The 26589-nt window shown below is 41.6% G+C and carries 31 protein-coding genes and 1 other annotated feature; of the genes, 27 read left to right on the top strand and 4 right to left on the bottom strand.

Annotated elements, in window-relative coordinates; all coding sequences use genetic code 11:
• Positions 1-16: 16 nt before the first annotated feature.
• Genes ACY8D0_RS20805 through ACY8D0_RS20790 form a run of 4 tightly spaced genes read right to left on the bottom strand, consistent with a single transcriptional unit; the run spans position 17 to position 2276 of the window.
• Positions 17-1300: a hypothetical protein gene (locus ACY8D0_RS20805; protein ID WP_462412393.1), complete on the bottom strand. Its 1284-nt coding sequence runs from the start codon at positions 1298-1300 to the stop codon at positions 17-19.
• Positions 1301-1313: 13 nt separating this feature from the next.
• The gene (locus tag ACY8D0_RS20800) at positions 1314-1790 is read right to left on the bottom strand and encodes a pilus assembly FimT family protein (protein WP_462412392.1); all 477 of its coding nucleotides are present in this window, start codon (positions 1788-1790) and stop codon (positions 1314-1316) included.
• A gap of 13 nt (positions 1791-1803) precedes the next feature.
• Positions 1804-2139 (bottom strand): hypothetical protein, encoded by a 336-nt coding sequence (locus ACY8D0_RS20795; protein WP_462412391.1) that lies wholly within the window; start codon positions 2137-2139, stop codon positions 1804-1806.
• On the bottom strand, positions 2136-2276 hold the full coding sequence (locus ACY8D0_RS20790) for a prepilin-type N-terminal cleavage/methylation domain-containing protein (protein ID WP_462412390.1): 141 nt from the start codon (positions 2274-2276) through the stop codon (positions 2136-2138). Before ACY8D0_RS20790 ends, ACY8D0_RS20795 begins: the two co-directional genes overlap by 4 nt.
• A gap of 203 nt (positions 2277-2479) precedes the next feature.
• Between ACY8D0_RS20790 and ACY8D0_RS20785 the strand changes: the two genes are divergently transcribed.
• The 27 genes from ACY8D0_RS20785 (at position 2480) to ACY8D0_RS20655 (ending at position 26546) form a co-directional block, all read left to right on the top strand.
• Positions 2480-3304 carry a hypothetical protein gene (locus ACY8D0_RS20785; RefSeq protein ID WP_462412389.1) on the top strand — a complete coding sequence of 275 codons (825 nt, stop codon included), beginning with the start codon at positions 2480-2482 and terminating at the stop codon, positions 3302-3304.
• Between the two features lie 55 nt (positions 3305-3359).
• Complete coding sequence (locus ACY8D0_RS20780; RefSeq protein ID WP_462412388.1) at positions 3360-4667, top strand: VanW family protein; 1308 nt, start codon at positions 3360-3362, stop codon at positions 4665-4667.
• Between the two features lie 15 nt (positions 4668-4682).
• Positions 4683-6344, top strand: coding sequence for a GspE/PulE family protein (locus ACY8D0_RS20775; RefSeq protein ID WP_462412387.1), 1662 nt, complete (start codon positions 4683-4685; stop codon positions 6342-6344).
• 10 nt (positions 6345-6354) lie between these two features.
• On the top strand, positions 6355-7404 hold the full coding sequence (locus tag ACY8D0_RS20770; RefSeq protein WP_462412386.1) for a type IV pilus twitching motility protein PilT: 1050 nt from the start codon (positions 6355-6357) through the stop codon (positions 7402-7404).
• The gene (locus ACY8D0_RS20765; protein WP_462412385.1) at positions 7397-8602 is read left to right on the top strand and encodes a type II secretion system F family protein; all 1206 of its coding nucleotides are present in this window, start codon (positions 7397-7399) and stop codon (positions 8600-8602) included. Before ACY8D0_RS20770 ends, ACY8D0_RS20765 begins: the two co-directional genes overlap by 8 nt.
• Positions 8603-8742: 140 nt before the next feature.
• A complete protein-coding gene (locus tag ACY8D0_RS20760) occupies positions 8743-9186 on the top strand; it encodes a type II secretion system protein (RefSeq protein ID WP_462412384.1) in 444 nt (147 codons plus the stop codon).
• Entirely contained in the window at positions 9186-9932 is a 747-nt protein-coding gene (locus ACY8D0_RS20755) for a prepilin peptidase (RefSeq protein WP_462412383.1), read from the top strand. Before ACY8D0_RS20760 ends, ACY8D0_RS20755 begins: the two co-directional genes overlap by 1 nt.
• Positions 9933-9954: 22 nt before the next feature.
• A complete protein-coding gene (gene pilM, locus ACY8D0_RS20750; RefSeq protein WP_462412382.1) occupies positions 9955-10950 on the top strand; it encodes a type IV pilus biogenesis protein PilM in 996 nt (331 codons plus the stop codon).
• Positions 10950-11768: a PilN domain-containing protein gene (locus tag ACY8D0_RS20745; protein WP_462412381.1), complete on the top strand. Its 819-nt coding sequence runs from the start codon at positions 10950-10952 to the stop codon at positions 11766-11768. The genes pilM and ACY8D0_RS20745 overlap by 1 nt, the downstream gene beginning before the upstream one ends.
• A complete protein-coding gene (locus ACY8D0_RS20740) occupies positions 11765-12595 on the top strand; it encodes a hypothetical protein (RefSeq protein ID WP_462412380.1) in 831 nt (276 codons plus the stop codon). The genes ACY8D0_RS20745 and ACY8D0_RS20740 overlap by 4 nt, the downstream gene beginning before the upstream one ends.
• A gap of 118 nt (positions 12596-12713) precedes the next feature.
• A complete protein-coding gene (locus ACY8D0_RS20735) occupies positions 12714-13754 on the top strand; it encodes an SPOR domain-containing protein (protein WP_462412379.1) in 1041 nt (346 codons plus the stop codon).
• A gap of 224 nt (positions 13755-13978) precedes the next feature.
• The gene (locus ACY8D0_RS20730; RefSeq protein WP_462412378.1) at positions 13979-14551 is read left to right on the top strand and encodes a Maf family protein; all 573 of its coding nucleotides are present in this window, start codon (positions 13979-13981) and stop codon (positions 14549-14551) included.
• A gap of 39 nt (positions 14552-14590) precedes the next feature.
• Complete coding sequence (gene radC / locus ACY8D0_RS20725) at positions 14591-15280, top strand: RadC family protein (protein WP_462412377.1); 690 nt, start codon at positions 14591-14593, stop codon at positions 15278-15280.
• 164 nt (positions 15281-15444) lie between these two features.
• On the top strand, positions 15445-16467 hold the full coding sequence (locus ACY8D0_RS20720; RefSeq protein WP_462412376.1) for a rod shape-determining protein: 1023 nt from the start codon (positions 15445-15447) through the stop codon (positions 16465-16467).
• A gap of 100 nt (positions 16468-16567) precedes the next feature.
• Positions 16568-17449 carry a rod shape-determining protein MreC gene (gene mreC, locus ACY8D0_RS20715; RefSeq protein WP_462412375.1) on the top strand — a complete coding sequence of 294 codons (882 nt, stop codon included), beginning with the start codon at positions 16568-16570 and terminating at the stop codon, positions 17447-17449.
• Entirely contained in the window at positions 17446-17964 is a 519-nt protein-coding gene (mreD, locus tag ACY8D0_RS20710) for a rod shape-determining protein MreD (protein ID WP_462412374.1), read from the top strand. Before mreC ends, mreD begins: the two co-directional genes overlap by 4 nt.
• A 127-nt stretch (positions 17965-18091) precedes the next feature.
• Positions 18092-18772: a septum site-determining protein MinC gene (gene minC, locus ACY8D0_RS20705; protein WP_462412373.1), complete on the top strand. Its 681-nt coding sequence runs from the start codon at positions 18092-18094 to the stop codon at positions 18770-18772.
• Between the two features lies 1 nt (position 18773).
• On the top strand, positions 18774-19577 hold the full coding sequence (gene minD / locus ACY8D0_RS20700) for a septum site-determining protein MinD (protein ID WP_462412372.1): 804 nt from the start codon (positions 18774-18776) through the stop codon (positions 19575-19577).
• 130 nt (positions 19578-19707) lie between these two features.
• Positions 19708-20496, top strand: a complete 789-nt coding sequence (locus ACY8D0_RS20695; protein WP_462412371.1) for a peptidoglycan DD-metalloendopeptidase family protein — start codon at positions 19708-19710, stop codon at positions 20494-20496.
• Positions 20489-21355, top strand: a complete 867-nt coding sequence (locus tag ACY8D0_RS20690) for a M50 family metallopeptidase (RefSeq protein ID WP_462412370.1) — start codon at positions 20489-20491, stop codon at positions 21353-21355. Before ACY8D0_RS20695 ends, ACY8D0_RS20690 begins: the two co-directional genes overlap by 8 nt.
• Positions 21356-21404: 49 nt before the next feature.
• Positions 21405-22868 (top strand): Rne/Rng family ribonuclease, encoded by a 1464-nt coding sequence (locus tag ACY8D0_RS20685; protein WP_462412369.1) that lies wholly within the window; start codon positions 21405-21407, stop codon positions 22866-22868.
• 46 nt (positions 22869-22914) lie between these two features.
• Positions 22915-22997, top strand: a sequence feature (ribosomal protein L21 leader region).
• Positions 22998-23011: 14 nt separating this feature from the next.
• Entirely contained in the window at positions 23012-23320 is a 309-nt protein-coding gene (gene rplU / locus ACY8D0_RS20680) for a 50S ribosomal protein L21 (protein WP_251549362.1), read from the top strand.
• Positions 23321-23335: 15 nt separating this feature from the next.
• Entirely contained in the window at positions 23336-23665 is a 330-nt protein-coding gene (locus ACY8D0_RS20675; RefSeq protein ID WP_462412368.1) for a ribosomal-processing cysteine protease Prp, read from the top strand.
• Positions 23666-23681: 16 nt separating this feature from the next.
• Positions 23682-23984 carry a 50S ribosomal protein L27 gene (gene rpmA / locus ACY8D0_RS20670; protein ID WP_462412367.1) on the top strand — a complete coding sequence of 101 codons (303 nt, stop codon included), beginning with the start codon at positions 23682-23684 and terminating at the stop codon, positions 23982-23984.
• Between the two features lie 189 nt (positions 23985-24173).
• Positions 24174-24710: a Spo0B C-terminal domain-containing protein gene (locus ACY8D0_RS20665; RefSeq protein ID WP_462412366.1), complete on the top strand. Its 537-nt coding sequence runs from the start codon at positions 24174-24176 to the stop codon at positions 24708-24710.
• A 64-nt stretch (positions 24711-24774) separates the two neighbouring features.
• Entirely contained in the window at positions 24775-26067 is a 1293-nt protein-coding gene (obgE, locus tag ACY8D0_RS20660; RefSeq protein WP_462412365.1) for a GTPase ObgE, read from the top strand.
• 29 nt (positions 26068-26096) lie between these two features.
• Positions 26097-26546 (top strand): ACT domain-containing protein, encoded by a 450-nt coding sequence (locus ACY8D0_RS20655; protein WP_462412364.1) that lies wholly within the window; start codon positions 26097-26099, stop codon positions 26544-26546.
• Positions 26547-26589 lie beyond the last annotated feature (43 nt).

Raw genomic sequence — 26589 nt, 5'->3', positions numbered from 1 at the left:
AGCTTTTTTTAAATGATTAATAGATAATTTCTGGGGAAAGGGTGTTCATTGAGTTTAGGAAGTCTTCTAAGAAATTCAAGTCTGGGTTCTTTTCTGTAATCGTTCGATAGCACTTGTCTGTAAATTCAGTATCGCTTGGAGTATATATATTGGGAATATCCTTGCTTTTCTTACCGGAAGGAGGGATAATTTCTCCTTTTACACAAAATACAGCTGTACTATCTGATTTATTTAAATCAATATCTGAAAAGTCTGCAGTACCATCAACATATATGGTAGTCCCTGTTAACCCTTTTATCTGGTCTTTAAATTTTGCCGTTCCAATTATTACAATAACTGAGTCGTGTATCCCCTGGTTAACCATGCCTAAATTAGCCGTTCCATTAATGTAGATAAAGGAATCATCAATACCATTAATATGACTATCCACAGTAGTGTCTCCGTTAATATAGAGTGTTGTAGCATTCATTATCCCTTGATTAATTTTATTGAATGAGACTCCGCCGTCAAATATTAGTGTAGCGCCCGAAATCACGGGCTTATCAATATTTATTTTTTGATCGAATTGACAATTTAATCCAACAAAGTCTTTTCCAGAATCAATAGGAGAACAGGGGTCAAGGTCAATGGGCCTCGGAATGAAACGAGTAAAATCGCCCGAATACTCACTAGATTCCGTTATGATTTTTTCTATCTTAGATTTATCAATTGTAAAAGAAAAAGCAAATTTTCCTTTTAAATTTTTTTCTTGATTGTTATCATAGTATCCAAAACTTTCATACTGGACCTCTAATTGAACTTTTCCATCATTTGTATTTGCCTCACATGTGGTACATTTAATTACAATATCAGGGTTTGTTTTATCCACCTTAATTTTATAGTAACTGTTGGTAGTATCATCAACTGGAATTTCTTCAGAGTAACCATTTGATGAGGAAGGATATAAATCAGCTTGTAATTTAAATGTATCTAAAATATCAGCTACAAGCAACCTCCTGTATTCTTTAATGATTTCATCAGTAATAGTATTTTTAGCTTTATAATCATCAGTAATAATATAATAATATCTTAATTTTTTTATGTTAACTTGTTCCGTAAAAAAATTAGATAGCCTAGATTGATAATCTTGCACTCCCATTTCAGCAATATCTGTCGTTTGTATAACTGTTTCAGACTTTTTAACTTGTTTCATATTATTAATTGAAGATCCAACCACTGCCAACCCAATTACTGAGAACACAACGATAGTGAGTAAAACTAAAACAAGTGTCATACCTTTTTCACTTTTTATTGATTTCATTCTAATCGGCTCCTTAAAGTCTTGAAATGATGGTTGATACTTCGTACTTTTCACTAGGATGTTGTTTGTTCCGAATAATTACTTTAATTGATAAAGGCTGACTAGATGTATTAGTAATCTTCTTGGGGTTATCCATTACTTTTCCTGTAGTGCCACTTATATCGTACAAGGCATATTCAAAATTAGGGTTTGAGATTTCAGTTGTTCTAGTAACACCATCCTTTATCCCTTTTAAGATAATATGAGAAGCGAATGGTGTTGTATCTACAACAATATCATAGGAATCCTGTGTTTCATGAGACTCAGTAATACTTTGGATTACAAGGTTCATTTCCTGTTGTAAAAGAACAGTTCTTTCTGCTTTATCTGAGTTGCTTATTCCACTGAAAAAAATATTATATGCTAATACAATGACAATAGATAGTATTGTTAATACAGCTAAAGTTTCAATTAATGTGACCCCACTCTCTTTAGAAGGGCATCTCTGCATTTTTTTTCCTCCTTTACTTTAAATCAGTATATGTGTATGTTTCTGAAAGCAGTTTTCCATTTTTTAATACTTGAATGTGCAATTTATATAATGATTTCGATACAGGGATGGTATAAAAGTAGACGATGACATCGTAATCAGGATTGTTTAATTCCATCTTGATTACATCTTCGGTATTTTGAAGGTCATTTTTTAAGTTTAAGTTTACATAATCTCCTTTGCTATAATTTGGTGTCCCATCGGTGATAGAATTTAAAAGCTTCTTCAGATCCTGTTTCTTTAAATTAGGCCCAGTGGACTGTATTTTAAATTCCTCTTGGGTTAATCTTGCAACGTTGGTTGCATTCAATTTATTTTTCGAGACTGAATTATATTGAAAACTATTAGTAATAATTTCGGAATTGCTGATAGTAAAATTAAGGACAGTATTACTAGAGAAGCTATTAACTCAACTAGTGTCAAACCAGCTTGGTTATTTTTAATCATTTTATCACCTTGGTTTCGTATGAATATTTACCCAGTTTTCATTAAAAACATTAACTGTGTTCTTTTAAAATATTTAATAGTATTATACAATATTTAGTAGGCGAATTTTGTCTAAAAATTGTAATTGTCATCAAAATTATTTTAAAAATGCAAAAAAATGTAGAATTTGTAGGATAATTAGTCTAGTTAAGGGGTGTGAAACAATGCAGTCCATTATTTGGGCCATAGGTTCTATGGCGGTACTTATGTTAATTGTATCTTTTTTACCATTGGGTTACTCGCAAAAAGGGAAAGTGTTGGTTGTATTCGTTAGTTTTCTTTTATCTCTAATTGGGGTGGCTGCAGTTTCATCTTTTTCGATATGGCTGACGGCTTTAATGATGTTGGCCTTAAGCTTCTTTTCAGCTTACTTTATTAACAATCGGTTTGAGACCATGCTAATCAAAGAGCCCAGTTTCTACGAAAATGAACTGGATGATGAGTTTACAGAACAAGAAGAGAATTATAGCAAAGTCAATCGTAGCAGTCAGCCTCTTTTAGCGGAAAGTGACCAGGATATTTCTTCGCCTGAATCATCGTCTATTCCTAATCTGGAAGAGGAATTAGTTTTGGCTCAAAATGTATCAACTGCTGTAAATGAACCAGAAGAATTAGAACTTAATGATGTGCCAATGCTCGATGATGACATTTCATTCCTCCTTAATAGGAGTACTGAAGCCCCTGTACAAAAAAAAGAAGAAGAAACTAACCTTGAAACTGGCTATTTATCAGATATAGAGAGTTTGCTAGAAATTGAATCGGAACTCGAAAAAGATGTTTTACCTCAAGAAAGTGCTGCTGTTCGAAAAGATTCAATGGAAGTAAAAGAACTTGATACAGAATCTGATGAATTAGAAGAATTGGATGATCTGCTATTGGACTTTTCTCTTGCCCAAAAACAAGTTGCAGTAGGAAAAGATGAGAAATTTGTATTAGATGATGATGCATTTCTAGAAGAAAAAAAAGAAAAGGTCAATCTACAAAAGTAGTAAAATAAGGTCTATATTTTTATGGGTTTGAACGTGTTGATTAGGGGGCAGGACATTGGGTAAAAATGCGCAACTGTTGAAATTGTTTGCTGTCATATTTTTGAGTACCGCATTTATATTTAGTTTCTCACATTTTGGTGCAAAAGCATTTGAAACGTTATCAGCCGCTGATGGCAAATTTTCCGAAGGAACCACGATTGGTTCTTTGGATATTTCAGGTAGGTTGAAAGAAGAAGCGGTATCACTTTTGGAAGAGAAATATGTTGACTGGATGAAAGGTACCTCCATTCAAATGCAATATGGCGATAAAACAGCAGCTTTTGATATGAATGCCTTTGATTTAGATGCGAACCAGACCGTTGCTGCAGTAGTAGACGGTCAAAATAATCCGGCAACCATTACAGTGGATAAAGCAGAAATAAAGGATCAATTAGGAATTTTATTCCCCGAATTAAGTGTTAGCGATGTTGATATTGATAAACTTTCACAAAGTTTAATTAGTGCGGTTTCAAGTTTCCAAGCAGGTTCATATACGTTTGATCTATATAATGACTTTCTTTTAGCAAACGCCGTTCAAAAGGACGCCATTATTGGACAAGCAATTGTTCAAGCTAATGATTTGCCTGGAGAACTGGAGTCCATTGCTAATCAAAGTCCGAAAGTCGATCTTCCGGCAGGGGCTAAATTTTCTCTATTAGAATTTGCAGAGAAAAATAAATTAAGTGATTCCTATGCTCTCAATCTATTGGCGACCGGAATCTATCAAGCAGTGTTATCATCAAATTTTACAATTGATGAAAGAAATATCAGCACAAGTCTTCCTGCTTATTCAAGTATTGGTTCGGAAGCGCGGGTTGACCAAACAACTAAAAAGGATTTAGCGTTTACGAATCCGAATAAAGGAAACTATTATTTGGAATTACATGTGGACGGTAATCAGTTACAAGTAACGTTGAAGGGGCAGCAGCTGCTATACACGTATAAAGTAACCAAAAAAGATGAACAAAAATTAAAGCCAAAAACGATTGTACAATACAGTCCACTTGTTCTTCCAGGGAAAATAAAGATACAAACTTATGGGATCGAAGGTCAAGTGGTCAAAGTTTATCGCGATGAGTACCAAGGAGAACAGTTGTTAAAGAGTGCGTTAATATCTGAGGACTATTATCCACCTGTCCATCAGATTGAAATTCATGGCTTGGCTGCGGACGCACAGCAGGCTGCAACAACTGCAACAACTGCAACAACTGCAACGAATACATCTGCACAAACCACTAGCAATACAGAAGCATCCTCTGTAACACAACAACAGGAAACAGCAGAAAGCGATATTTGGGGGAAGCCGAATGAAGAAGCAAAATAGAAGCAGGGATCAAAAATGAGACAGACACGAAAACGTCTGGGTGATCTATTAGTCGAAGAAGGAATCATTTCAGCGGAACAGCTTCAAAACACCTTGGAACAAAAAGATGGTAACGAAAAAATAGGGGAGGCCTTGCTGCAAAGAGGATATATAACGGACCAACAGTTAGCCGAAGTATTGCAGAAACAGTTAGGAATCCCATTTGTGAATCTATTCCAATATCAGATTGATAAAAGTCTGTTTTCGTTAATTTCAAAACAAACGGCAAGGCGAAATTTGATTGTCCCTTTAAAAAGGGAAGGTAATAAGCTGTTTGTGGCCATGGTCAATCCAATGGACTTTATCATCATTGATGACTTACGCTTGTCAACCGGATTCCAAATCGAACCGGCGATTGCTACAAGGGAAGATATCCTGCGTACCATTAACAAATATTATGATGATGAAGTGGGTCTGGAGGAACTGTTTGATGAATTGCCAGCAGGTGACAACAACCGGGATGAAGATGTCACCAATCAGGATTCCCCCATCGTCAGACTGGTCAATCAGCTCTTAGTAAACGCGGCCATTCAAAAAGCGAGTGATATCCATATTGACCCGCAAGAAACAAAGGTCGTCATCCGTTACAGGGTGGACGGTGTTCTCAGAATTGAACGAGTACTTCCTCGGAATATGCTGGGGGTTTTAACCGCCAGGATTAAAATTATGTCCAATTTGGATATTACTGAGCATCGAATTCCTCAAGACGGCCGGATTAAGTTAAACCTTGACTTTCATCCAATCGACCTCCGGGTGTCATCCTTGCCGACCGTTTATGGAGAAAAGATTGTTATGCGTCTTTTAGATATGGGGGCCGCTTTAAACGATTTGAATAAAATAGGTTTCAATGCCCTTAATTTAAAGAGATTCAATGAGCTGATTGAACAACCGACAGGGATTGTTTTAATTACAGGACCAACGGGTTCAGGTAAGTCCTCGACCCTTTATGCGGCACTAAATAAATTAAACAGTGAACAAGTAAACATTATTACCATCGAAGACCCGGTTGAGTATCAATTGGAAGGAATTAATCAGATTCAAGTAAACTCCAATGTTGGAATGACGTTTGCGGCAGGACTTCGTGCTATTCTCCGACAGGACCCAAATATTATCATGGTCGGGGAGATTCGTGACAAAGAAACCGCCGAAATCGCCATCCGTGCTTCCCTAACCGGTCACTTGGTATTAAGTACCATCCACACCAACGATTCCATTGCCACAGTAAACCGGTTGGTCGACATGGGGGTGGAACCATTTATGATTGCCTCGTCATTGAGCGGCATCGTCGCTCAGCGGCTGGTTCGTAAAGTGTGCCGTGACTGCGGGGAATATCATGAACCGTCCTTAAGGGAGAAAGAAATTTTTGCTCGCAGGGGACTGAAAATAGATAAAATCTTTCGCGGTAAAGGCTGTCCTGCCTGCCATATGACAGGCTATAAGGGAAGGATCGCCCTTCATGAAGTATTGGTTCTAAACGATGATATGCGCAGAATTATTATGAATGACAATTCTGTCCAAAAATTGCGTGAAAATGCCATTAAAAATAAAACCATCTTCCTGATTGATGATGGCCTATTAAAAGTGAAACAGGGTCTAACCACTACCGAAGAAGTATTGCGTGTAGCCATTCTGGAATAGGGGTATGAACATGAGAGAAAGAATTGAGAATATATTACGGGCAGCCATCGAATTTAAAGCATCTGACATCCATTTAACTGTTGGCGTGCCGCCCATTTTTCGGATCAACGGCGACATTAAACGATATGGAAAGGACATATTGATGCCCAATGATACAGAAGAAATTGCCAAGTTAATTATTCCGGAGAATCTTTACGATGACTTTATAGAAAAAGGGGAACTAGACTTTTCCTACGGAATACCTGGAGTGTCACGTTTTCGTGTCAACGCCTATCATCAACGGAAAAGCGTGGCGATTGCCCTCAGGGTTGTAGCATCCAAAACCCCTACTCTTGAGGTATTGGACATGCCGAAGATTGTTTCTGAGTTTATGGAAAGACCCCAGGGCTTAATACTGGTCACAGGTCCTACGGGAAGTGGTAAATCAACGACATTGGCTGCGATGATCGATTATATGAACCGGACCATGCGAAAGCATATTATTACTCTGGAAGACCCGATTGAATATCTTCATAGACATGGAAATTCAATAATTGACCAGCGTGAGGTTGGCTTTGATACAAAGAGCTATGCCAATGGTTTAAAAGCGGCACTTCGGCAGGATCCTGATGTCATTCTAGTAGGGGAGATGCGTGACCTAGAAACGATGGGGATCGCAATAACGGCAGCGGAAACAGGGCACCTTGTGCTAGGAACACTTCATACATCCAGTGCACCATCAACGATCAACCGGATCATTGACGTGTTCCCGGCGGAACAGCAGCCGCAAATTCGGATTCAGCTTGCTTCTGTTTTGGTTGGGGTCATCTCCCAGCGGCTGTTCCCTACGAATGATGGGAAAGGACGTAAAGCAGCAACAGAAATAATGGTTAATAGTCCGGCAATTGCCAACCTAATCCGTAATGAAAAAATTCACCAAATCCAAAGCACGATGCAAACGTCCCGTGCTCAAGGGATGCACACCCTTGAGATGAGCATTCGTGAACTGCTTGACCGCAACCAGATACACAAAGAAGCGGCAAGTAAATATCTACATGAAAAGATGATGATGGATGCCTAAATTTAAGTATTCCGGTCGTGACAGACGCGGTAAGACTCAAGGGACAGTTACCGCTTCCTCAAGAAGAGAGGCCATGACCAAGCTAAAAGAAGATGGTATTAGGGTCGTTGAAATGAACGAAGTGCCAGAAACATTAATGACAATGGAACTGACCATTGGGAATCCGGTCAAAATGCAGGATTTTGTTATTTACCTAAGGCAATTCGCAACTCTTTTGAAAGCGGGGGTAACTATCGTTGAGGCAACGACAGTTTTAGCAGCCCAAACTGAAAGTAAAGCATTAAAGCGTGCTTTACTGAACGTAGAGCAAGAATTGCGCGAAGGAAATCCTTTTTCTGAGGCAGTGTCAAAGCATAATAAAATTTTTAATTCGATGTTTATCAACATGGTAAAAGCCGGGGAAGTCAGCGGTAATATGGATACTACTCTTGAGAGGCTTGCAGATGATTTTGAGAAGCAGCATCAGACAAGGGAAAAGGTCAAGTCAGCGTTAACGTATCCAGCAGCTATCGGAATCCTGGCAATTGCTGCTGTTATCTTTCTATTAATATTTGTTGTTCCTACTTTTGTAGATATGTTCGAGCAGCAAGGAGCGGAACTCCCTGCCATCACCAAATTTGTATTGGCGGCGAGCGGATTTATGCAATCTAAATGGTGGCTTATCCTCATCATAGTTTTGGTATTTGTAATAGGTTTTGTATTCACAAAGAAAAATAGACGGTCGAAATATTATCTGGATTATGCAGCATTAAGAGTGCCTATTTTCGGAAAAATGGTCCAAAAGGCACAATTGGCGAGGATGATGCGGACATTAAGCACGTTGTTCTCAAGTTCCGTTCCCATTCTACAAGCCATGTCAATTGTCGAAAAGGTTGTTGAAAACGAAGTTATTTCCAGAGTAATTCGACAGTCGCGTGACTCTTTGGAAAAAGGGCGATCGATGACGGAACCAATGTTGAATCACTGGGCGTTTCCACCATTAGTAACCCAGATGATAATTATTGGTGAGGGAACCGGTGCATTGGACGCGATGCTCTCGAAAATTGCCGATTTTTATGAACAAGAGGTCGAGGCTGGTACAGACCGATTAAAATCCTTAATTGAGCCTATTATGATCGTATTTTTGTCGGGAATTGTTGGTGTGATCGTCATGGCCATCATGCTGCCAATGTTCTCGTTGTATGATCAAATGATGTAATTTTTTGTAAATTCCAAAAGATTACATTTTCTTTAAAAAATATACAAAAAGCCACAAAAAATATCTTTTCTATTACTTACATTTATTGTATACTCATAGAGAAATCATACTAGGTTCATAGAACCAGAAGGGGCGATAAGATGTTACAAATGATTAAGCAAAAAATGAAAGAACAAAAAGGTTTCACTTTAATTGAATTACTTGCAGTAATTGTTATTTTGGGAATTATTGCAGCAATTGCTATTCCTGCAATCGCAGGTGTTATTAATAAGTCTGAAAATAAGGCTCAGGCTCAAGAAGGAGTTGCCATTATTAATGCAGCAAAGATGTATGTGGCTGAACATTCTAGTGTCACAGCAGGTACAACTTTGACACAGTCAACTACTGATTTTAAGGACTATTTAGATCACGTTAAGGCAGATACATTTACTGTTTTGGTTAGCCAGCCAGCAGGTACAGGAGGCAAATTTACATTTGCTCTTAAAAATCATCCTGCTAATACGACCTTTAAACATACTTCTTTAACTGAACAAGATCTTATTGATTTAGCAAATGGGGAAAGTATAACCGCTGAGACACCGTAATGCTCTATAGTATAGGTTTTGTATACGGTCTTGTTTTTGGTTCATTCTTTAATGTGGTAGGTCTTCGAGTGCCTGAGAAGAAATCATTATTAAAGCCTAGTTCTTCTTGTCCCACCTGTGGGCACCAGTTAAAACCATATGAATTAATACCAGTAATCTCATACTTAATCCAAAAAGGGAAATGCCGCGGCTGTGGGTCGCGGATTTCCCCTATCTATCCAACATTTGAATTGTTGACAGGAATATTATTTGCAGCTGCACCATACTTTACAGGATGGTCTGGAGAACTAGTCGTTGCTCTAACGTTAATTTCATTATTTATGATTATCACCGTATCTGATATTCATTATATGATCATCCCTGATAAAATTTTAATTTGGTTTGCAGGGTTTTTTTTATTGGAACGAATTATTTGGCCGTTAGATCCATGGTGGAATAGCTTACTTGGTACCGTAACAGGATTTTTGCTCCTTCTGATTATTGCTATAGTAAGCAAGGGCGGCATGGGCTTTGGTGACGTAAAACTATATGCACTGATTGGCTTTGTCCTTGGATTGAAATTGGTTTTGCTATCCTTCTTTTTATCGACATTGTTCGGTGCAGTGATTGGCGGATTAGCTATGGTGTTTAAAATCGTCAAACGCCAGCAGCCGATTCCATTCGGTCCATTTATTGCAGCCGGAACACTAACTGCCTATTTTTATGGCAATGAACTAATTAATTTATATTTTCAAATTCTATCTTAAGAATTGTTAAGGGGTTTATTATATGGCGTTTTCCCTGTTTTCCACACACAATCGAATAATTAATTTGGTGATCAATGACCACTCGATTCGTTTGTTGGAACTGAAACAAGCGAAGCCCCCTATTCCGCAACGCTGGAACGAACGGTTTTTGCCGCCTGGAATTATCGTCGACGGGAAAATCGTTGACCATGATTCATTCTCCAGTATTCTAGAGGAATGCATGGATGAATGGAAAATCAATCGGTGCCAAGTCCGGTTTATTGTTCCTGACCCGCTAGTGATCATTCGTAAAGTCTCGATTCCGATAGATGTTCAAGATGATGAAATCAAAGGGTATCTTTATTTGGAAATGGGATCTAGCATCCATTTACCATTTGAAGAGCCGGTATTTGATTATTACTTGCTTTCCAATAACGGCAAAACCAAAGATTTGCTGTTATTTGCTGCACCGGAACAATATGTATCAGACTATGTGAATTTATTATCGAAGATAAAACTCCATCCAGTTGCTGCGGATATTTCCCCATTGTCACTGTATCGGGTGTATTACCATATGGACAGGGTTGGCAAGGATGACCTCCTGTTTTCGATTCAGTTTGATTTAACAAGTGTGAATTTAAGCATTTTCGATAATTCGGTTCCACTCGTTATGAGGCAATTTCCCTTACCATTTAATATAGATGACTGGGAAATTAACCATGACGTATTGGGGTTAATGGTTTGTAAATATACCGGGGATCCCAATGAATTGGTTACCCAGTTTGAAGATATATTTAAAGAGATTAATAAACTATTGGATTTTTATCGTTATACGCTCAACAGTGAAAAACATGAAGTGACCAAGTTTTTATTACATGGTGACCATCCGATGCTTATGGCAATTTTTGATGAAATGAAAGAGAGATACGAGATCCCTGTTGAACTTCTTTCATTTGACCCAGACGAAAAGAACAAGCAAGCGAAAGTACCGGCAAATCTATTACTCGCCATGGGTCTTGCCTTAAAAGGGGTGCAATAATGTTAGTTGAAATTAACCTGCTCCCTCAAAAAGAACAAACCAAATCATCACTATTAATAGTATTAATTGGCTTTCTATTAATTTTCATATTTGCCGGAGTTTATTATTATTTTCAGATTAGTTCAGTGAAGTCTGATATTACGGCTGTCGACCGTGAAATCACAGTGACTCAAAAACTTCGCGCAGCTGAGGAAAAGAAACTTCAAGATTCTGCATCAACGGATTCAGTCAGCAAACTTAAAACTGCTATTGAATGGGCCAACACATACCCTATCCAAACAATTCCCGTCATGCGTCAGCTGACATCACTTTTGCCTGAGCGAGGGTTTATTCAATCATTTGGCTATACAGAGGCTGGGACTATATCGTTAACAGTACAATTTGACAGTAGCAGAGAAGCAGCTTACTTCTTAAATAGTCTTCACGATTCAGATTGGATTGAAGATGCTAGCTTAAGCTCTTTAACGGCAGCAGTGCAGGAAGATACATCTACCACTGGTTCAACACAAACAAACACAACCACTGGAACGAGTACAGCTACAACAACACAAGGTACTGTTACAACAGATAACTCTACCAATCAAGCACAATCGTCAACAGGTACGACTGGTCAATCAACCCAGACAACAACACAAGCGGCAACGACTAGTACGACAACACCGAATGCGGCTACGGCTTCGACAAATACCGTAGCGGCGGATACAAGTTCTTTAATGCCACGTTACACGGGCCAGTTTGAAATTAAACTGAATACAGCGGTGGTAAAGGAACAAGCCAACTCAGAGAATACCGATGAGCAAGGAGGGAGCGGTTCATGAAGCTAAATCTCTCTAAAAAGAACAATATTATCATAGCCATTGCAGCTCTCGTGATTGTTCTCCTCATCGTGTATGCACAATTTTTTATGCTGTCACCGCTAAAAACGGATTTGGAGACCAAACAGCAAACACTAGATTCTGAAAAAAAACTTTTAGAAGTCGTTACAAAGAAACAGCAGGATACCAGTAACAAAGTAGTGGAGAGTACAAGGGAACTCCAGAAAAAGCTTCCAATTAAACCACTGCAGGAAGAAATTATTCTGGATTTGGAGAAGGCGGAAACTGTTTCAAGCAGTCAAATACTCTCAATGGGTTTTTCGCAAGACGGCACTGTAACGGTTGAGAATACAACAACAACAACCGAAAACACGAACGCCCAGCAAGCCACTACCGAAGGACAGGCAACAGAACAAACCCAACAGGATACAACAACGCAGTCGGAATCCACAAACCAAGCTGAAACGACTGATGACCAAGCTGCCCAGACAACGACACCAGCAATTAAAAAGCTAACGGTCCAATTGTCAGTCGAATCACCGAGCTATACCGAATTTGAAAAATTTGTTGATACTCTCGAAGCACTGAATCGGATTGTCGTGGTTGAGGCGATCAACTATTCCGGAGGCAAAGAGATTACCGATACTTTAACTGAAACGGAAAATCAGAAGCTAGCGTATACACTGACGGTATCGGCCTTCTACATGCCGGATTTGGCAGACTTGGAAGTAGACGTACCGAAAATCGATGCACCTGCACCAGCAGGAAAAGACAATCCGTTATTCCAGTTTCCTTCGGTCACCACTCCAACCATAATAGATCAAAATTAAGCTATTAAATAATTTGGCGAAAGTCTACGATAACAAGACGACAAAAGTCTTGTTATTTTTTTTGCACTCTATGATAGGATGGAACAAATTACTGTCTAGTCAGAAAGGAGAGCGAAACGTGGACAAGCCCAGAAAAAAAGGCAATACCATCACGGTTAAAATAAACGGGGATCCAAAACCCTTTCAGGAAACACCGAAAAAACAGGAACCGGAGGCTAACCCCACCCCAAAACTAAAAGTGATAAAAACAGGTGCCAGCGAGGCAGAACAAGAAGTTATACTAGAGACAGCTGCCGCCCAAGAGACTGCCGAAGAAAGCTTTGACTGGATTATCCCGGAATCCTCTGATCAAAATTTCGAGGAAATTCCTGCAAAAAGTGAAAAAACAATAAAAAGTGGTAGCAAACTAGCAAATCCATTTACCCCCTATTTCAAAAAGAACCGTAGGCCCATCGGTTCCATCGTGACCGTCGCATTTTTTGCGATCCTTATTGGTACTACCATTGGCTTATTTATGCTGAAATTGGTCATTGTTGAATCGGATGACAAACCAGTGACGGGTACGATCACAGAAGAGGAAGAAAAAGCATCAGGCACCACCGATACAGAAGACAAAACCTCTGCCACAATAAAAGAAATAGCAACCTATCTTGTTCAGGGCGGGATCTTTACCTCAACAGATAGTGCTAAGGATGTAGCTGCCCAATTAAAGTCAAAGGGGATTCCGGCCCAAATACTTGAAATGGAAGGAAAACAATATATTTTCCTAGGAGCGGGAGATTCTTTGGAAGCAGCTAAAACTCTCGGCGGACAATATAAAGCCGATGGCGTGAAAGATGCATTTGCCAAACCATTGACCATTAAAGAGAAGACAGTTTCTGATATCACAGAGAGTGATAAAGAATTTCTGGAATCAGTCCCAGCAATCTATCAAACCTTAACGCAAGCGATAACTAATCCATCAGAGGAATCGCTAGGCAAGGCAGAGCAGTCCCTAAAAACAAGCGGCTTAAAAAATGAAAAGGTGCAAAAACTAAAGACGGAACTATCAAACGCTCATGAAAACATCCAGTCGTATCAAAAATCAAAAGATAAGAAAAAACTGAATGAGGCTCAACAAAATTTACTGGATTTTTTGGCCCAATACTATTCTATGTAACAAAAATCTTAGACATGCCAGTCAAACTATTTTCCTGGGAAATTATTTTACAAAAATGCTTGCTAAATCCTGCAGGCATTTTTCATTTCCTAAAAACAAATAAAGTTGCATAATTTTACATATTTCATCAAAATTTAACTGTATAAAAATTGTTTGCTCCGCCAATTTCTGATACCATTTAAGTGTATCTCCCAATACGCGGGTAAAAAAGGTATGGTGATGAAATGCAAAACCTCATATTAGCCTCTTCTTCTCCACGGCGAAAAGAACTTCTAGAAAATCTCCGTATTCCATTCGCAATTTCAAGCAGTAATGTGGATGAAAGCTTTAACCCGGACCTCTCGCCTGATGAGGTCGTCATGGAGCTGGCCAACCGCAAGGCGCAGGCTATTTTCAAAGAAAACCCTCAATCCTATGTCATTGGATCGGACACGATTGTCGTGGCGGACGGCCAATTTTTAGGAAAACCTGCTGATGAGGCGGAAGCGTTTCAAATGTTAAAAGGTTTATCAGGTAGTCAGCATGAAGTGTACACAGGTGTTTCCATTGTATCTCCGGAAAGTTCAACCCGTTTTTTTGAAAAAACAGAAGTATGGTTTTGGGAGTTAACGGATGAAGAAATACGGTCATATGTGAACAGCGGTGAACCGCTTGATAAAGCCGGGGCCTACGGCATCCAGGGGCTGGGAAGCATGCTTGTCCAAAAAATCAGCGGTGACTATTTTGCCGTTGTCGGCCTGCCGGTTGCCAGGACCCTCCGGGAATTAAGGCGGTTAGGATTTCAACTGCCGTATTAACCCCCTCCGGCATGACTCCCGGATAGAGGGAGGAAAACAATGTCCACGAATACATTAATGATCCGTGATTTCCCGCAAGACGAACGGCCAAGGGAACGATTTATCCAGCATGGTCCGCAGAGCCTATCGAATCATGAGTTAATCGCGATTTTGCTGCGGACAGGGACGAAGGAAGAGTCTGTATTGCAGCTATCCAATCGTCTGCTAACCCACTTCGAAGGGCTAAGGCAGCTAAAGAGCGCCACTTTGGAAGAAATTACAGAAATAAAAGGGATTGGCTCCGCCAAAGCGATTCAAATCTTGGCTGCTGTTGAAATTGGCCGCAGAATGGCCAATTTAAGTTTTAACGAGCGCTATGTCATTCGCTCCCCGGAAGATGGGGCCAACTATGTCATGAACGACATGCGTTTTTTGACCCAAGAGCATTTTGTTTGTTTGTATCTAAATACCAAAAACCAGGTGATTCATAAACAGACTATTTTTATCGGAAGTCTCAATGCCTCCATAGTGCATCCGAGGGAGGTCTTTCGCGAGGCATTAAAGCGCTCCGCTGCTTCGATTATTGCAGTGCATAATCATCCCAGCGGAGACCCCGCACCAAGCCGTGAAGACATCGACGTGACCAAGCGGCTGGCCGAGTGTGGAAAGCTGATTGGCATCGATATTCTCGACCATCTCATCATCGGCGAAAATAAGTTTGTGAGTCTAAAGGAAAAAGGGTATTTATGATACTATGATTTTTGGGGACGTTGAGTTATAATAGTGGTTATGATTTTTGAAGAATGCTGTCGAATAATCTATAAAAGTAATATGAAATTGGCAGGATATAAAAGGTAATCACCTGCCGTCAGGAATTTTTTTGCATTTCGTATCAGAAAGGGAGATACATAAGTATGTTTGGATTTGGAACAAAAGATCTTGGGATAGATTTGGGAACCGCCAATACCCTTGTATATGTAAAAGGAAAAGGAATTGTTTTACGCGAGCCATCGGTAGTGGCCCTGCAGACTGATACAAAACAAATCGTTGCTGTCGGTAATGACGCAAAAAATATGATTGGCCGGACACCTGGAAACGTGGTAGCGACACGCCCGATGAAGGATGGGGTCATTGCGGACTTTGAAACGACCGCAGCGATGATGAAACATTTGATTCGCCAAGCCCAAAAGTCGAAAGGCGTTTTCGCCGGTAAACCACATGTCATGGTATGCGTTCCTTCGGGAATTACCGCAGTGGAAGAACGGGCGGTTATTGATGCCACTAGACAAGCCGGGGCCAAAGATGCCTATACCATCGAAGAGCCGTTTGCGGCAGCGATTGGGGCCAATCTTCCTGTCTGGGAGCCAACCGGCAGCATGGTAGTCGATATTGGCGGCGGTACAACCGAAGTGGCGATTATCTCCCTAGGTGGAATTGTCACCAGCCAATCCATCCGCATCGCCGGTGATGAAATGGATGACGCAATCATTTCATTTATCCGCAAAAACTATAACTTATTGATTGGTGACCGTACTGCGGAAATGGTGAAAATGGAAGTTGGCTCTGCCGGAACTCCGGAAGGAATTGACAACATGGAAATCCGCGGCCGTGATTTATTGACGGGCCTTCCAAAAACGATTGAAATTACCGCGAAAGAAATCGCTGCGGCATTAAACGATACGGTATTTGCGATTGTCGAAGCGGTTAAGAACACATTGGAAAAAACTCCTCCGGAACTGGCAGCGGACATTATGGACCGGGGAATCGTTCTGACAGGCGGCGGGGCTCTGCTTCGCAATTTGGACAGGGTTATTAGTGAAGAAACTAAAATGCCTGTTTTAATCGCCGAGAACCCGCTTGATTGCGTGGCGATTGGAACAGGCAATGCGTTAGACCATATTCACTTATTTAAAAATAAAGCGAAGGACTCACGTTAAAGCGGAAGCGTCCGTTTAGCCGCGAAGGACACTAGTTGCTGGACGCTGGTGCTAGAAATAAAACGAGTGAAGTCCTTACTAAAAATAGAGGTGTTTCATCATGCCACAGTTCTTCTTGAATAAACGACTGATCATTTTGCTCGTCAGCATTATTATTCTCGTGGCATTGATTGGGTTTTCATTAAGGGAGAGAAGTAAATTAACCTGGCCGGAACAGTTTGTCAAAGACACAACCGGCTGGGTTCAATCCCTGGTTTCAAAGCCTGCCAACTACGTAGCAGGCTTTTTTGAAAATCTCCAGGATTTGCAGAATACATACAATGAGAATAAAGAATTAAAATCACGGGTAGAAAAAATCGCCAGCCTTGAAGCGGAAATTCAGGCACTGAAAAAAGATAATGAAGATTTACGGGATATTAACGGGGAAGCAAAAACGTTAAGGGACCTTGACCCGACTCCTGCCACCGTTATCGGCAGAAATCCAGACCGCTGGCATGAAATGCTGATTATTGATAAAGGCAGCCTGAAAGGGATAAAGAAAAACATGGCAGTGGTAACGGCCACCGGATTAATCGGTAAAGTCAAAAGTGTGAACCAATTTAGTTCCACGGTCCAGCTTTTAAGCGCAATGGATCCGAAAAACCGGATTTCCGCCATGATTCAGTCTGATACCAATGTTTACGGTTTTGTGCAAGGGTACGACGATAAAGAAAAAGTTTTATTAGTAAAAGGCATCCCTTCCGGAGCCAAAGTGGAAAAGGGCCAGACTGTCATTACATCGGGTCTTGGCGGGGTCTTTCCGCAAGGATTGTTAATCGGTAAAGTGGTTGATGTAAAGCCTGACCAATACGGGCTGAACCAAACAGCTTCCGTCAAACCGGGTGCTGATTTCTATGATATTGAAAACGTCCTGGTGATTAAACGACTAATGACAGAGCCGGAAACAAGCGATATGTCAGATGGGAAGGAGGAGGACTTGTGAGAAAATTCCTTCTTCCTCTTTTGCTTTTTGCGTTATTCATAGGTGAAAGCGTGTTTACTCAATTTATGCCGGAGACGGTTTTCGGGCAAAGCAAAATACTAGTTCCGCATTTCTTATATGCTGCCCTGCTTTTTTTTACGATCTATGTCGGGAAAAACAAAGGGATTCTCTATTCGGCCATTTTCGGCTTGCTATTTGACATTGTATACGTGGAAGTCCTGGGGATTTATCTGTTCCTCTTCGCGTTCATAGCCTGGCTCATTACGAAAGTGATGCAGGTGATGCAGTCCAACCTAATTGTGACTTCCATTGTTTCGTTGGTCGGGATTGCCCTGTTGGAAATCGGCGTGTATGAAATGAATTTTTTAATTCATGTTACGGATTTGGATTTTATGGGCTTTATTAATTTAAGGTTTTATCCTACACTTATTTTGAATGCGATTTTTATTTTACTATCAGGATGGTTGTTTAAGCGCTACTTTGAAAGGTATTCCGACGCCATAAAAGATGAATAACTGAAAAAAAGGAGAATGGACACAGCATGTCGAATTATTCTTAGTTAGTGTGTGTCTAAACAGGGAATCCGTATGTACATGCTGTTCCCGAGATTGTTTTCCTAATTTATGAGGTGAAAAATTCTCCATGAAAAAACGGCAAAATGTTACAATAAAGGGGACAAAGGGCGGTTTGGTCCTGCATCTGGATGACAACTGTTCCTATCAGGAGTTGAAGCGGGAACTGGATGAAAAGCTTTCAGCCAATACCCGAACGCAAGACGAACGCCATTTGGTCCCCGTTACCGTCAATATCGGCAATCGATATTTAACTGAAGAGCAGCTCGAAGAATTGAAACAGTTAATCCGCCAAAAGAAAAATTTTGTAGTCGAAGATATTGAATCGAACGTCATGACAAAAGACGAAGCGAAACGGCTGAGGGAAGAGAACGAAGTTGTAACCGTTACAACCATCGTACGCTCCGGCCAAGTCTTGAGTGTTTCCGGCGATTTGCTCTTGATCGGCGATGTGAACCCAGGAGGGACCGTCGTTGCTGGAGGAAATATTTTTGTGATGGGAACATTAAGAGGACTGGCCCATGCCGGCTGTAATGGAAATGATGAGGCAGTCATTGCGGCTTCAAACATGAAACCATCCCAATTGCGGATTAGTGATTGCATCAAGCGTGTTTCTGAGGCATGGCATAGTGAAGACAATCATGAAATGGAATGCGCGTACATAAATGAGAACCGGCAAATCGTTTTCGATAGATTACAAACATTGATGAAAATGAGGCCCAATTTAACGAGATTAGAAGGGGGACATTAATGTGGGAGAAGCAATCGTAATTACATCAGGTAAGGGCGGCGTGGGAAAAACGACAACCTCAGCCAATATTGGCACTGCACTGGCCCTCCAAGGAAAAAAAGTATGCTTGGTAGATACTGATATCGGCCTCCGAAACTTGGATGTCGTGATGGGTCTGGAAAATAGAATTATTTATGATTTGGTCGATGTAGTAGAAGGCAGATGTAAAATCCACCAAGCGTTAGTGAAAGATAAACGCTTTGATGGTCTCCTATACTTGCTTCCAGCTGCGCAAACGGTTGATAAATCAGCCGTAAAACCGGAGCAAATGCAAGAATTGATCACAGAATTAAAGCAAGACTATGATTATATCATTATCGATTGTCCTGCCGGTATTGAGCAAGGTTACAAAAATGCTGTAGCCGGGGCCGATAAGGCGATTGTGGTCACCACTCCTGAAGTCTCTGCCGTCCGTGATGCGGACCGGATTATCGGGCTGCTGGAAAAAGAAAAACATATGGCATCACCGAAATTAGTCGTGAACCGTATAAGGAATCATATGATGAAAAGCGGTGACATGCTCGATCTTGATGAAATTACCCAGCATTTATCGATTGAATTGATTGGTATCGTGGCAGACGATGAAGAAGTCATCCGGGCTTCGAACCACGGGGAACCGATTGCCCTGAATCCAAATAGCAAGGCATCGATTGCTTACCGGAACATTGCCCGCAGAATTCTCGGTGAATCGATTCCGCTTCAGCCGCTGGAGGAAGAAAACAAGAACGTATTTTCAAAACTTAAGAAGTTTTTTGGGGTTCGATAATGTTCGAAAGTCTGTCCATATATATTCTGGACGGACTTTTTTTATCCATTTTATTATCTTGATGGCTAAGTCATACTCTGTCCACCCCCATCATAAACTTGTACAAACAGTAAGAAAAGGGTTGATGGGTATGGCGCGATCTACTCCGGATGAAATACGGCGGCGAATCGCCAAAAGAAAACGGGAACAAGGAACAACTGCAAAGGGAAACGAACGGCCTTTAGTTTGGCCGGGTAACGATGAAACATTTGATTGGAATTATTCGCCTCCTTCGACAAACGGCCATCATGAGGACGGGCACCCATTATTCAAAAAAGAGGTTTTCTTTTTCAAAATCTTGGCTTCGATCCTGCTTTTTTTAGGGACAGCGGTTTTGTTCCGCAACCAAACTGCCGGACTCGATTCAGCCAGGAATTTTATTGCTAAAACGATGGATACGGATTTCAAGTTTGCAGTGGTATCCAACTGGTACGAAGAAAAGTTCGGCAAACCGCTCGCTCTTCTTCCATTTAGTGAAAAAGACAATACTGACACCAAACAACAGGACGTCGTTCAAAAAGGAGCAGTCCCAGTAACCGGAAAAATCCTTGAGAACTTTGAGAAAAATGGCCAGGGCATCATGATCCAGACCGGAAAGGGGGCGCCAGTGCAAGCTATCAATGACGGATTTGTCACCTTCGCGGGGGTCAAAGAAGGACTGGGAAAAACCATTGTGATCCAGCATGCTGACCAAACCGAAACCTGGTATGGCAATTTGGCGGATATCAAGGTGAAACTATATGAATATATCGAAAACAAAACGGTTGTTGGGACAGTATCCGATTCGACCGGTGATGACACGAGCAAAGGCCAATACTATTTTGCAGTGAAAAAAGACGATTCTTTCATCGATCCTATAAAGGTGATACGAGTTGAATAAAGCGATTGAGTTACTCAGACTTGTTCAAATTCATCCATTATTATGGATTATCCTTGCCCTCGCCATTGCCACCGCCCGATTCGTGGATGTCTGTTTACTATTGGGGATTATTTTTATCCACGAGATGGGGCATGCAGCGGCGGCTTCTTTTTTTTCCTGGAGGATCAAGAAAATCACGCTCCTGCCATTTGGCGGGGTAGCCGAAATGGATGAGCATGGGAATCGCCCATTAAAGGAAGAAGCCATTGTGGTCTTGGCAGGCCCTCTGCAGCATATTTGGATGATGGCAGCTGCTTACGGATTGCTGTCCCTACAGCTTCTGCCAGAGGATCTCTTTCACCTATTCATCCAATATAACTTGATGATTCTCATCTTCAATTTGTTCCCCATCTGGCCGCTTGACGGGGGGAAAATGGTATTCCTGGTTCTTTCCCTAAAGAAGTCCTTTCCAGAAGCACACAGGCGCACTCTTATTATTTCATTCGCAGGCTTGCTGATCTTTTCCGTCCTGGTTTTATTGAATGCGCCCATGCATCTAAATGTATGGGTAATCATCGTCTTCTTGCTTTTCTCGTTGCACTATGAATGGAAACAGCGCCGGTTTATTTTTATGCGGTTTTTACTAGAACGGTATTACGGGAAAAAATCCAATCCACATGCCCTGAAGCCGATCCTTGCCAGCGAGCAGGATTTATTGATTGAAGTGTTAGAAAAATTCCAGCGTGGCTGCAAGCATCCCATCATCATACACGCGGGCGACAGGGAGAAACACACATTGGACGAAAATGAACTGTTGCACGCCTACTTTACTGAGAAACGGTTAACCGATAAAATCAGCGACCTTCTTTTTTTATACTAAATCGATATATAATGGTAATATTATCGATTAAAAAGTGAGGACGCTGAGTTTGGAAACACTAATCGTCAATTACCTATCAAGAGAAAAAAGATTTGCTTACCTAAAAAACAACCAAATACAAAAAATCATCATTGACCGGCCGGAGCAGCATTCTCTGGTCGGCAATATTTATTATGGGACCATCACCAAGGTGCTGCCCGGAATGAATGCTGTGTTTATTAACATTGGCGAAGAAAAGAATGCTTATTTGCATCGAAATGAATTGCCATCCTATCAACTATCAGCTGACAAACAGCAAAACGTTACATCGTTTGCCCATCAAGGGGAAAAACTGCTGGTTCAGGTCAACAAGGATGCCACTGGCACCAAAGGGCCCAGGGTAACAGGCCTCATTGAAATTCAAGGGGACAATTTGATTTACCTGCCAAATGGACAATACATATCGATTTCGAAAAAGATTGCCGACGAACAAAAAAAAGCCCGTTTCCGCAAGTTGGGCAGCAAGTTAACAAACAAGGAAGAAGGGCTTATCTTTCGCACATCCAGCATTAACAGTAAGGATGAGGATATACAGGAAGAATTTGAGTCCTTGCGCCACAAATATCAGGAAATGCTCAGCAAAGCGGCTTCCTTCACCAAACCGGGCCTCCTTTATCAGCAGGACACCTTTCTTGAAATGGTGGCTGACCAAATGGCAAAAATGGATTCAGGGGAAATCATCGTCGATGACTTGGACCTGAAAAGATGGCTCGGACAAAAAGATTCGAGTGCCACCATCACTTTTTATAATGGAAAAGAAAACATCTTCTCGGCCCACAATATTGAACAGAAGCTGGAAAAGGCATTGAAGCGGATCGTCTGGCTCGATCATGGGGCGTATCTGATTTTTGATGAAACTGAAGCCTTAACGATTATCGATGTAAACACAGGCAAATTTTCCGGAAAAGCGGATTATCGGGATACCATTTTAAAAACAAACCAGCTGGCCGCCCAAGAAATTATGCACCAGCTGCGCCTCCGTGATATTGGTGGGATTGTGTTAATTGATTTTATCGATATGGGCCGGGACCAGGACAAAGAGGCAATCCTTGAACTAATGAAGCGGGAAATCGCAAGTGATGAGAAACGGACGAAGCTCATTGGTTTTACACCGCTGGGAATCCTGCAGCTAACACGGAAAAAAACGAAGGTCGCTCTTTCCGAAGCCATGCAAATCAAGTGTCCGGTGTGCGATGGCACTGGGAAAATTTTAAGTCCCGAGACAGTGGCGTTCCGTCTTGAGCGGGAACTGATGGAACATCGTTTTTCAGATTCTGAAGCGGTTCTCATCGAAACAACCCCAGAGGTGAAAACAGCATTGCTCGGGGGAAATGAGGAACATCGCGGACCGCTTGAACAAATGGTCGGCTTGAAACTCCATTTTTCACTGCAGCCTGCCGCAGCGCCCTATTATGTGGTCAAGCAATTCGGTGATGCGGCCGGGATTGCCCAAAAAGCAAGTGAACTCTATTGACACAATGTATTTGCTATGTTAATATTTTAACGTTATGTTTGTAGCACCCGTGCTACAACCGCACAGAACAGGTAGTAAGATTTTGCTTTTAGGCAAAACGCCTGCCATCTGGCGAGTCTGAGTTAATTAAGGAGGTGCAGTTCATGTACGCAATTATCGAAACTGGCGGTAAGCAATTGAAAGTCGAAGAAGGCCAAGCGATCTACATTGAAAAATTAAATGCAGAAGCTGGTGAAACAGTTACTTTTGACAAGGTTCTTTTCGTTGGCGGTGAAACTGTGAAAGTAGGCAGCCCTGTAGTTGAAGGCGCAACTGTTACAGCTAAAGTTGAAAAACAAGGCCGTGCGAAGAAAATCATTGTTTTCAAGTACAAAGCTAAGAAAAACAACCGTAAGAAACAAGGTCATCGTCAACCTTACACTAAAGTAGTCATCGAAAAAATCAACGCGTAAGGTGTTGAGCTATAGATGATTCGAATTACGATTAATCGTACAGATTCCGGAAAAGTTCAATCTTTTACCATGACGGGCCACGCTAATTTCGCCGGCCACGGCGAGGATATCGTGTGTGCGGGAGTATCCGCTGTTTCACTGGGCACGGTCAATGCAATCGAAACCTTAACGGGCGTTGCAGCTGATGCGGAACAGGGTGAATCAGGATACCTCAAATGTGTTTATCCTGACAATTTGCCGGATGAAACAGATGAGAAGGTGCAATTGCTTCTTGAAGCAATGGTCCTTTCCTTGCAGGAGATTGAGAGAGTTTCCGGTAAGCACATAAAAATCACTTTCAAATAGCCGGGAGGTGAAACAGATGTTAAGATTTGATCTTCAATTCTTCGCTTCTAAAAAGGGAGTAGGTTCTACAAAGAACGGACGTGACTCTATCGCAAAGCGCCTTGGTGCTAAGCGTGCAGACGGCCAATTCGTAACTGGCGGTTCGATCCTTTACCGTCAACGCGGTACAAAGATCTATCCAGGTGAAAACGTGGGCCGTGGTGGAGACGACACTCTATTTGCGAAAGTTGACGGCGTTGTGAAATTCGAACGTTTCGGCCGTGACCGCAAAAAAGTGAGCGTATATCCAGTCGCTCAAGAAGTAGCTCAAGAGGCATAAGCCATTAGAAAACTCTAACCGGTTTGGTTAGAGTTTTCTTTTTAGCTGCAAAAAGGAAAAACCTTCCATGTCCTTCAATAAAGATTTTCCCCAATCTTCTTATCCTTCAGAAAAAAAGCTTACGATAGCTTGTTTTTTTGATATACTAACACCAAACACTTTTCCAAATTTTTTATTGGGAGCGTATGTATGGAAAAACAATGGGATATTATTGAAGTGCTGCGGCATTCACGCCACGACTGGTTAAACAAGCTGCAGCTGATTAAGGGGAACTTGGATTTAAATCGAATCGACCGGGTCAAAGTGGTCATTGAAAAAATTGTCAATGAAGCACAACATGAGACAAAACTGTCCAACTTGGGAATCCCCCGTTTTACGGAATTGCTGTTAAAGGCCAATTGGGAAGCCCATGCTTTTATACTGGAATATGAAGTCTTTGAAGATGATAAACCTGTTGCTATTGATGATTCAGCCCTGACCAAATGGTCGGACTCGTTTTTTTTATGCTTGGACCAAGCAGTTGATGTGTACCAAGAACATCACTTATCAATCACCATTGATCCGCAGTCAGAGGGATTTCGTTTCTTTTTTGATTTTAGCGGAATAATAAAGAATAGTGAACTGATTGAAAAATTCCTTGCTGAACCACAAACTGAGATGGATGTAAGCGTTAAGGAATTTTCCGAAAACGAACTCGCAATAGAGGTGTTTATGCCGGTTCTTTAGGCGGCTAAACCCAGCGATTCTCGTCGCAATCAGCATTTTCAACACATTCGACGGGAGGAATACAATGTTTGTTGATCGCGTGAAGATTTATGTAAAAGGCGGAGATGGCGGCAATGGAATGGTCGCTTACCGCCGCGAAAAATATGTGCCAAAAGGCGGCCCTGCCGGAGGGGATGGCGGGAGGGGCGCGGATGTCGTATTCCAGGTAGAAGAGGGCTTGCGTACCCTAATGGATTTCCGCTACCAGCACCATTTTAAGGCGCCCCGCGGCGAACATGGCATGTCCAAGAATCAGCACGGCAGAAATGCCAAGGATATGATTGTTAAAGTACCGCCAGGAACTGTCGTCATGGATGCTGAAACCAATGAAGTCATCGCCGACCTTGTCGAGCATGGGCATCGGGCAGTCATTGCCAAAGGCGGCCGCGGCGGCCGTGGTAACAGCCGTTTTGCGACACCATCCAATCCGGCACCTGAAATTGCCGAGAATGGGGAACCTGGTCAGGAGAGAGACGTCATCCTGGAGTTAAAGCTCTTGGCAGATGTAGGGCTTGTTGGTTTTCCAAGCGTGGGTAAATCCACCTTATTATCGGTTGTCTCTTCCGCTAAGCCAAAAATTGCGGAATATCATTTTACCACAATCGTCCCTAACTTAGGCATGGTGGAAACAGAGGATGGAAGAAGCTTTGTTATGGCCGATTTGCCGGGACTGATTGAAGGGGCCCATGCAGGCGTCGGTCTTGGGCATCAGTTTCTCCGCCATATTGAACGGACAAGGGTTATCGTTCATGTGATTGACATGGCGGCTATGGAAGGCAGAGATCCGTTTGAGGATTATCAGACGATCAATCGGGAGCTGCAGGAATATAATCTGCGGTTAACTGAACGTCCGCAAATTATTGTCGCCAATAAAATGGACATGCCGGAAGCAGAGGAAAATCTGAAGAAGTTTAAAGAGCAGATGGAAGAGGATTATCCTATTTTTCCAATCTCGGCTCTGTCCAGAAAAGGTCTAAGAGAGTTGTTATTTTCTGTAGCTGATAAACTCGAGGAAACACCAGAGTTTCCATTGCAGCATGAGGAAGAAGAGGAAACCGGAATTAATCGTGTTCTCTATAAACACGAAGCTGGTCCAGATTCGTTTAAGATTACAAGAGGTCCGGATGGGGCGTTTATGCTTTCTGGCGAAAAACTGGAACGTTTGTTTAAGATGACTGATTTTTCAAGAGATGAATCGGTTCGTCGTTTCGCTCGCCAGCTTCGCGGCATGGGAGTGGATGATGCCCTAAGGGAAAGAGGAGCAAAAGACGGCGATATCGTCAGGTTATTGGAATTTGAGTTTGAGTTTGTAGAATAAGACAGGCCTTAAAGAGGTAGAGGAGAGAAATGGATAACTCAGAAAAAAAGTTTTTTTTAGTCCGGGAAGATGTATTATCGGAAGCGATGCGAAAAACCATTCAGGCAAAAGAAATGCTTGAAAGGGGAAAAGCAGAGTCCATTGGGGAAGCAGTGCAAAAAGTCGATTTGAGCCGCAGTGCTTTTTATAAGTATAAAGATACAGTGTTTCCTTTTTCAACGATTAAACAAGAACGGCTGGTTTCCTTGTTCTTTCATCTAGAAGACCGTTCCGGTACCCTGTCAAAATTATTGAGCGTTGTAGCGGAGTCCGGCTGTAATGTCCTGACCATTCACCAGACGATACCGCTGCAAGGCCGGGCAAACGTCACCCTTTCCTTACATACTTCAGGTATGACCAATGATATGGATGAACTGCTTGCCAAACTGAAAAAGCTTGAATTCGTAGAGAAAGTGGAAGTGCTGGGAACAGGGGCATAAGCGGAGATTCCGCTGCCCCTGTCTGGCGCTTTTCGTTTAGAAA

The sequence above is a fragment of the Neobacillus camarae genome (assembly GCF_054950115.1).
The sequence above is the reverse complement of the archived record's forward strand: the minus strand, read 5'-3'. Positions and strand labels throughout refer to the sequence as shown.

Coding starts and splice junctions, on each gene's coding strand:
- rplU (WP_251549362.1), top strand. CDS start 23,012: ATGTACGCAATTATCGAAACTGGCGGTAAGCAATTGAAAGTCGAAGAA.
- radC (WP_462412377.1), top strand. CDS start 14,591: ATGTCCACGAATACATTAATGATCCGTGATTTCCCGCAAGACGAACGG.
- rpmA (WP_462412367.1), top strand. CDS start 23,682: ATGTTAAGATTTGATCTTCAATTCTTCGCTTCTAAAAAGGGAGTAGGT.
- obgE (WP_462412365.1), top strand. CDS start 24,775: ATGTTTGTTGATCGCGTGAAGATTTATGTAAAAGGCGGAGATGGCGGC.
- ACY8D0_RS20675 (WP_462412368.1), top strand. CDS start 23,336: ATGATTCGAATTACGATTAATCGTACAGATTCCGGAAAAGTTCAATCT.
- ACY8D0_RS20770 (WP_462412386.1), top strand. CDS start 6,355: ATGAGAGAAAGAATTGAGAATATATTACGGGCAGCCATCGAATTTAAA.
- ACY8D0_RS20785 (WP_462412389.1), top strand. CDS start 2,480: ATGCAGTCCATTATTTGGGCCATAGGTTCTATGGCGGTACTTATGTTA.
- minC (WP_462412373.1), top strand. CDS start 18,092: ATGAAAAAACGGCAAAATGTTACAATAAAGGGGACAAAGGGCGGTTTG.
- ACY8D0_RS20805 (WP_462412393.1), bottom strand. CDS start 1,300: ATGAAATCAATAAAAAGTGAAAAAGGTATGACACTTGTTTTAGTTTTA.
- ACY8D0_RS20655 (WP_462412364.1), top strand. CDS start 26,097: ATGGATAACTCAGAAAAAAAGTTTTTTTTAGTCCGGGAAGATGTATTA.
- ACY8D0_RS20765 (WP_462412385.1), top strand. CDS start 7,397: ATGCCTAAATTTAAGTATTCCGGTCGTGACAGACGCGGTAAGACTCAA.
- ACY8D0_RS20665 (WP_462412366.1), top strand. CDS start 24,174: ATGGAAAAACAATGGGATATTATTGAAGTGCTGCGGCATTCACGCCAC.
- ACY8D0_RS20720 (WP_462412376.1), top strand. CDS start 15,445: ATGTTTGGATTTGGAACAAAAGATCTTGGGATAGATTTGGGAACCGCC.
- ACY8D0_RS20790 (WP_462412390.1), bottom strand. CDS start 2,276: ATGATTAAAAATAACCAAGCTGGTTTGACACTAGTTGAGTTAATAGCT.
- ACY8D0_RS20755 (WP_462412383.1), top strand. CDS start 9,186: ATGCTCTATAGTATAGGTTTTGTATACGGTCTTGTTTTTGGTTCATTC.
- ACY8D0_RS20745 (WP_462412381.1), top strand. CDS start 10,950: ATGTTAGTTGAAATTAACCTGCTCCCTCAAAAAGAACAAACCAAATCA.
- ACY8D0_RS20800 (WP_462412392.1), bottom strand. CDS start 1,790: ATGCAGAGATGCCCTTCTAAAGAGAGTGGGGTCACATTAATTGAAACT.
- mreC (WP_462412375.1), top strand. CDS start 16,568: ATGCCACAGTTCTTCTTGAATAAACGACTGATCATTTTGCTCGTCAGC.
- ACY8D0_RS20695 (WP_462412371.1), top strand. CDS start 19,708: ATGGCGCGATCTACTCCGGATGAAATACGGCGGCGAATCGCCAAAAGA.
- ACY8D0_RS20760 (WP_462412384.1), top strand. CDS start 8,743: ATGTTACAAATGATTAAGCAAAAAATGAAAGAACAAAAAGGTTTCACT.
- ACY8D0_RS20740 (WP_462412380.1), top strand. CDS start 11,765: ATGAAGCTAAATCTCTCTAAAAAGAACAATATTATCATAGCCATTGCA.
- ACY8D0_RS20775 (WP_462412387.1), top strand. CDS start 4,683: ATGAGACAGACACGAAAACGTCTGGGTGATCTATTAGTCGAAGAAGGA.
- pilM (WP_462412382.1), top strand. CDS start 9,955: ATGGCGTTTTCCCTGTTTTCCACACACAATCGAATAATTAATTTGGTG.
- ACY8D0_RS20730 (WP_462412378.1), top strand. CDS start 13,979: ATGCAAAACCTCATATTAGCCTCTTCTTCTCCACGGCGAAAAGAACTT.